This window comes from Streptococcus sp., from assembly GCF_019414905.1.
Lineage (GTDB): Bacteria > Bacillota > Bacilli > Lactobacillales > Streptococcaceae > Streptococcus.
Window position 1 is genome coordinate 1 of the sequence record NZ_DXLC01000246.1, and the last position, 5,599, is coordinate 5,599.

Here is a 5,599-nt window from a genome sequence, read left to right on the forward strand (position 1 = left end):
GCCATACATCAATAATGGGATATGGAGCAGGGTGTGCTGTAGTTGCACTAACAACACTAGCTGCAGTAGCAAAGCCAAAACTTAAAACACTTGCAACTAGAAAAACAGATGCTTTCTTATTAATTCTTTTTTCATTTTACTTCTCCTTGAAGTTAAATATTTGATGAAGATTAAATAATAGTCCCTTTTTAGTCCCTCCATATTACTTTAATATGAATTGATTATATTTAGGTTTTTAATCACCGTTACGGTATCTAGAGTCGTTAAAATATCTCATAACTAACCCTCTTTTTAAAATTGAACATATCTAGATGTATTCGTTTACATTTGCAATTATAGTACTTATTTTTTAGTTTGTCAAGTATTTATAGTATATTTTTTTTGATAAAATGGGATTATCTATAAAGGCGATTTTCGAATCAACAAAATAATTATCCAACTTAACCAGTAAGCAAAATCGGCTGTTACAGTTTTTGTTACCTTGTTTTAAAAAATTAGTTGACAATAATTACTCTACGAGTATAATAGTTACTATACATCAGAAAAGAGGTTAACTATTTTGAAAAAAGCTCACGTTTATGCTATCCCTGCTATTGGAGCTGCTCTCATTGCTGTTTTGGCACAAATCAGTCTTCCAATTGGACCCGTCCCCTTCACTCTGCAAAACTTTGCAATCGGCTTAATTGCTACTGTCTTTAGACCGAGAGAGGCTGTGCTTTCTGTTGGACTCTATCTTCTTCTTGGTGCTATCGGTCTTCCTGTTTTTGCAGGAGGTGGAGCTGGATTGCAGGCGTTGGTTGGTCCTACTGCAGGCTATCTTTCGTTTTATCTTGTATACTCTGGACTTACTTCCTCTCTAACCAACAGCAAGAGTGGTGTTGCCAAGATTTTTCTTGCAAACCTCTTGGGTGATGCCCTTGTCTTTATCGGAGGGATTCTTAGCTTGCATTTCCTAGCTGGAATGGCATTTGAAAAAGCTCTTGTTGTGGGGGTATTTCCCTTTATCATCCCAGATCTTGGTAAAATTATTGCTATTAGTTTTATTAGCCGTCCCCTACTTCAACGCCTTAAAAATCAGGCTTACTTCGCTAACTAAAAAAGGATATCGAGTTGTCATGACTCAGTATCCTTTTCTTTCATTTTGTAAACTTAGTTTCCTTTAAAGGCATCCACCATCGTTTGAAATTCTTCATTGGAGAGAGTAATCCCTTTGCCCATTTTAGTATGATCTGGGCTCCAAGCACGAATATCAAACTTTGCAGGAGCACCATTAAAGCTCACACGGTTGATTTCCTTGGTCCAACCTTTTTCGTTTTCAGAGAGAGTCAACAAGTGCTCTTCGATTTCAAATGTAAATTCTGCCATTTTCTTCTCCTTTTTTAGCTTTCATTTGATTATTCGTAAAATCTTGTAGATTTTAGGAAAATTTTATATAATATTGATATAAAAGAAGGGAGGCCAATATGAGACATAAATTCCAGCAAGTTCTAGATAAAATACATGACTTTTTAAATGGACATGACCAACCTGACCAGACTGAAAGCAACTCCCTTACAGCCACTATTGAAGAGGCTATCCAGAAACAAACCGCTGTTCACCTTATCTTGTCTGAGGCAAGTTTTACAGGTGATATCATCAAATACGATCAGCAACGCCAGCAAATTATCGTGAAAAATTTTGCCAAAAATGTGACCCGTATTATCCGCATAAGCGATATTCAACGCCTGCGATTTGTCCCCTCAACTGTCCAAACAGCCCAAAAAAATAGATTTAAGAAAGAGTGAGATGTAGTTGTTTCATCCCACTCTTTTTTCTTAGCGAATTTGTTCAAAATGTAAATGAACTGCGATATGATCTCCATAACCACTTCTTTCCAAGTCACGTTGTAGACGATAGGAAATGTAGTGTTCTGCAATGGTAATGTAACCTGCACCCAGCAAACGATGTTCAACCATAGACTGAATCATGCTGATGGTCGCACGTTCCACCTTGGCCTCTTCCAAATCCAAAACCACTTTCTTAGTGACTTGTGCAAGGTTTTGACGTAAATCATCTGTCAATACATAGACAGTCTGGGCTGCCTTTAAGATAGCTTGGTAAATCTTATCTGGATTAAATTCAGCAATTTCTCCATCACGTTTGATTACTTGCATAGGTTTCTCCTTTATTCTTTGTTTTCTTTGATTTCTGCCAGCATTTTTTCTTCTTCTGCTGTAAGTTGATAATTTTCTAACAAATCTGGTCTGCGCTCGTAGGTTTTCTTCAAACTCTCATACAATCGCCACTGACGAATCTTTTCATGGTGTCCGCTCATCAGTACATCTGGCACAACCATGCCTCGATAATCATAGGGACGTGTGTACTGAGGATATTCAAGAAGGCCTGAAGAAAAACTATCATCTTGGTGGCTAGACTCCTTGCCAATCACTTCTGGAATCAGGCGTACCGTAGCATCAATCATGGTCATAGCCGCCAACTCTCCACCAGTCAAGACATAGTCGCCTAGGGAGATCTCATCTGTCACCAAGGTCTTAATTCGCTCATCATAACCCTCATAGTGCCCACAGATAAAGATTAGCTCTTCCTCTTGAGCCAAATCCTCAGCATAAGCCTGATCAAACTGCTTGCCAGCTGGGTCTAGGAGAATAACGCGCGGATTTTTCTTTTCAATAGCGTCAAAGGCATCGAAAATAGGTTGTGCTCGGAGCAACATCCCCTGACCACCTCCGTAGGGCTCATCGTCTACATGGCGGGCCTTTTCAGCATTTTCTCGAAAATTATGATACTGGATATCCAAGAGCCCTTTTTCTCGAGCCTTTCCAACGATTGAGTGCTCCAGTGGAGAAAACATCTCTGGAAAGAGGGTTAAAATATCAATCTTCATCGTCTAACCCTTCTAAGATTTCCACATCGACGCGGTTATTCGGAATATCAACATTGAGAACCACTGGTGGGATATAAGGCAATAACAAATCACGCTTGCCTTTTCGCTTGACTACCCAGACATCGTTAGCACCTGGTTGTAGGATTTCCTTGATGGTTCCAATCAAGTTGTCTCCCTCATAGACCTCCAAACCGATAATCTCGTGATAATAAAATTCACCATCGTCTAGGTCATTCAAATCTTCCTCAGCAACCTTGAGACTATATCCCTTGTACTTTTCAATAGCATTGATATGGTACATATCTTTGAATTTTATAATGTCAAAGTTCTTCTGTTTACGGTGGCTAGCGATGGTCACTGTTTGGACAAACTGATCTTTTTCATCAAACAAGGCCAGCTCAGCACCTTTTTTAAACCGTTCTTCTGCAAAATCCGTCACAGACAAGACTCGCATCTCACCCTGCAATCCTTGCGTATTGACGATTTTCCCAACATTAAAGTAGTTCATCTTGTCTCCTGTACTCTATTTCTTTCCATCTTATTCGGACAATTCTCGAATAATAGTCACAATTTTTTCTGATTCTGACCATTGTAAATAATGGTGATTCCCTCCTAAAATGAGTTTAGTATTGGAAGTCCAATATTCTGATTCTCTGTACTCTTTTTCTCTATAAGGCTGACAAAAAATAAATACAGGGACATGAGATTATATCGATACATTCTCAAAATCTTCCTCAGTAATCTCTCCAGATATCTGAAATCCTGTATCTTGATTTTCCAACTCTGAACCTTTTTCTTGCATTATTGCCCAGATTTCTTTATTAATTTCAGGGCTAAATGTGGCTTGAGTTAAGTTCTTAAAATAAAGTTCAGGACCATACTCGTCAATCAGCCTCATCTGCTCTTCCATTTCTGGATAAGGAGTTTCTAAAAAATCAGCAAACATGACGTTTTTAGTTGTCGGTTCAATTGCTACTAAAGCCTGACACTTAATTGGTTTCTTGAGTAATTTGCAAGCTAAAATTCCACTCAAACTATGGGCACAAAGTATATATTCAGAAATCGCCAATTCTTCAAATACTTTATAAACCGCATCAGCAAGATTATCTAGATTTTTTCCAGCTTGGTCATGAATCAGACTCCTACCTGTGTTCGGAAAATCAATTGTCAAATAACCAATTGTAGAAGGAAGTTTTTCAAGTATAAGTGAAAAATTTTCATAACTTGGTAGCAAACCTGCTCCATTTAAACAAACTAGCACTTTCTTTTGCTTTCGATAAGTAACAGAGAGACTACCAATTTTCGTATATACTTCAATCCTCTTCATAAAGAAATCCACTCGTTCTATATAATGAATTACTAAAAATCCTTATCCTTTATTTTATCACGTTCCAAGGATTTTCTCAAGTTGGAGGAAGGGGACATCAATTCTCCTTCACCTTCAAAAATCCTTCCAAATAATGTTTATGTTGGTAGTTAACGGCTGCGGTTTTGTCTTTCTCAAAGATGCTTCTAGTTAGATCAATATGCTTGATAGCCGCGATTGCAAGATCATGGTGAAGAATATCGGCTACGTTCTTTAGTAAGTTCCTCATTCGAATCCTATCCCTTCTTGTCGACTAGAGCGCCTATTCAAAACCTCAGCTACTTCTCCGATTTCCTCCACTAACTTCATAAAGAGACCTCCCTCAGTTCGAGACTACTGGTAATGTTCGAGTAATACTCTTCGAAAATCAAATTCAAACTACGTCAGCTTCACCTTGCCGTACTCCAGTACAGCCTGCAGCTAGCTTCCTAGTTTGCTCTTTGATTTTCATTGACTATAACTAGTCTTGTATTGTCTAAACGTTAAATCCTTTATATCCTGCTCCTTGCAAAAAAAGCGAGACATTCGTCCCGCCCTTCTTATTTTTCGTCAATAACGATTCTTACTTTTTTGTCTTCAGTTGGGACAGAGTAGACAATCGTTCTTATCGCAGAAATAGTGCGACCCTTACGACCGATTACACGACCCACATCGCTTTGATCAAGATCCAAATGATATTCCAAAAATTCTGGTGTATCTTCAATCTTGATAGTTAAGGCATCTGGTTGTGAAATCAAGGGTTTCACAATCGCAATAATGAGATTTTCAATCGTATCCATCTGTCAACCTACTTTAAACTTATTTTGAGAATTTAGAATCGTGGAATTTTTTCAATACGCCTTCTTTTGAAAGGATGTTGCGAACTGTATCTGAAGGTTGAGCTCCATCAGCCAACCATGCAAGAACGCGGTCTTCTTTCAAAGTTACTTGGTTTTCAGCAACAAGTGGGTTGTAAGTTCCAACTGTTTCGATGAAACGTCCGTCACGTGGTGAACGTGAATCTGCTACGTTGATACGGTAGAAAGGTTTTTTCTTAGAACCCATACGAGTCAAACGGATTTTAACTGCCATTTTTAAAGTCTCTTTTCTTATTTTTTATTTCGGTGAAATAGCTGAGCTATTTAGCACATGTTCTATTATAGCAGATTTCTGACAGGTGTCAAGAAAAAAACTTGACAGAGTTTTAATTTTTTTACTACTAGAAATTTTTAGTAAAATCTTTTACATTTGAAATCACACTCCTTTTAGGGTACAATGGTAGAAATGAATTTTTGAGAGGTTAACAATGAAAAAACTAGCAACCCTTCTTTTACTATCAACTGTAGCCCTAGCCGGATGTAGCAGCATCC

Annotated in this window: 8 protein-coding genes and 2 pseudogenes; 2 read left to right on the plus strand and 8 right to left on the minus strand. The window is 38.0% G+C overall.

Features of this window, described 5'->3' with window-relative positions; genetic code table 11:
• Window positions 1-559 precede the first annotated feature (559 nt).
• On the plus strand, window positions 560-1,096 hold the full coding sequence (locus QZ359_RS07435) for a biotin transporter BioY (RefSeq protein ID WP_293965097.1): 537 nt from the start codon (window positions 560-562) through the stop codon (window positions 1,094-1,096).
• 53 nt (window positions 1,097-1,149) lie between these two features.
• Here QZ359_RS07435 and QZ359_RS07440 read toward each other — a convergent pair whose 3' ends face one another.
• Complete coding sequence (locus QZ359_RS07440; protein WP_000807422.1) at window positions 1,150-1,365, minus strand: YdbC family protein; 216 nt, start codon at window positions 1,363-1,365, stop codon at window positions 1,150-1,152.
• 98 nt (window positions 1,366-1,463) lie between these two features.
• Here QZ359_RS07440 and QZ359_RS07445 point away from each other — a divergent pair, with 98 nt between their 5' ends.
• Window positions 1,464-1,784, plus strand: a complete 321-nt coding sequence (locus QZ359_RS07445) for a hypothetical protein (protein WP_261024304.1) — start codon at window positions 1,464-1,466, stop codon at window positions 1,782-1,784.
• Between the two features lie 30 nt (window positions 1,785-1,814).
• Here the strand turns inward: QZ359_RS07445 and QZ359_RS07450 are convergent, their stop codons facing one another.
• From QZ359_RS07450 to rpsP, 7 genes and pseudogenes are all read right to left on the minus strand, one after another.
• A complete protein-coding gene (locus QZ359_RS07450; protein ID WP_001196040.1) occupies window positions 1,815-2,153 on the minus strand; it encodes an ATP cone domain-containing protein in 339 nt (112 codons plus the stop codon).
• A gap of 11 nt (window positions 2,154-2,164) precedes the next feature.
• Complete coding sequence (gene trmD, locus QZ359_RS07455; protein WP_000686916.1) at window positions 2,165-2,884, minus strand: tRNA (guanosine(37)-N1)-methyltransferase TrmD; 720 nt, start codon at window positions 2,882-2,884, stop codon at window positions 2,165-2,167.
• Entirely contained in the window at window positions 2,874-3,392 is a 519-nt protein-coding gene (gene rimM / locus QZ359_RS07460) for a ribosome maturation factor RimM (protein WP_001105892.1), read from the minus strand. The genes trmD and rimM overlap by 11 nt, the downstream gene beginning before the upstream one ends.
• A gap of 30 nt (window positions 3,393-3,422) precedes the next feature.
• Window positions 3,423-4,211, minus strand: a pseudogene (locus tag QZ359_RS07465) (alpha/beta hydrolase).
• Window positions 4,212-4,308: 97 nt separating this feature from the next.
• A pseudogene (locus tag QZ359_RS07470) lies at window positions 4,309-4,616 on the minus strand (MazG nucleotide pyrophosphohydrolase domain-containing protein); the annotation flags it as partial.
• 173 nt (window positions 4,617-4,789) lie between these two features.
• The gene (gene kphA / locus QZ359_RS07475; protein ID WP_000379617.1) at window positions 4,790-5,029 is read right to left on the minus strand and encodes an RNA-binding protein KphA; all 240 of its coding nucleotides are present in this window, start codon (window positions 5,027-5,029) and stop codon (window positions 4,790-4,792) included.
• A 19-nt stretch (window positions 5,030-5,048) separates the two neighbouring features.
• Window positions 5,049-5,321, minus strand: a complete 273-nt coding sequence (gene rpsP, locus QZ359_RS07480) for a 30S ribosomal protein S16 (protein ID WP_000268760.1) — start codon at window positions 5,319-5,321, stop codon at window positions 5,049-5,051.
• Between the last annotated feature and the right edge of the window lie 278 nt (window positions 5,322-5,599).

Excerpts from the sequence above, each read along its gene's own strand:
- rpsP (WP_000268760.1), bottom strand. The coding sequence starts at position 5,321 with ATGGCAGTTAAAATCCGTTTGACTCGTATGGGTTCTAAGAAAAAACCT.
- trmD (WP_000686916.1), bottom strand. The coding sequence starts at position 2,884 with ATGAAGATTGATATTTTAACCCTCTTTCCAGAGATGTTTTCTCCACTG.
- QZ359_RS07450 (WP_001196040.1), bottom strand. The coding sequence starts at position 2,153 with ATGCAAGTAATCAAACGTGATGGAGAAATTGCTGAATTTAATCCAGAT.
- QZ359_RS07440 (WP_000807422.1), bottom strand. The coding sequence starts at position 1,365 with ATGGCAGAATTTACATTTGAAATCGAAGAGCACTTGTTGACTCTCTCT.
- QZ359_RS07445 (WP_261024304.1), top strand. The coding sequence starts at position 1,464 with ATGAGACATAAATTCCAGCAAGTTCTAGATAAAATACATGACTTTTTA.
- rimM (WP_001105892.1), bottom strand. The coding sequence starts at position 3,392 with ATGAACTACTTTAATGTTGGGAAAATCGTCAATACGCAAGGATTGCAG.
- kphA (WP_000379617.1), bottom strand. The coding sequence starts at position 5,029 with ATGGATACGATTGAAAATCTCATTATTGCGATTGTGAAACCCTTGATT.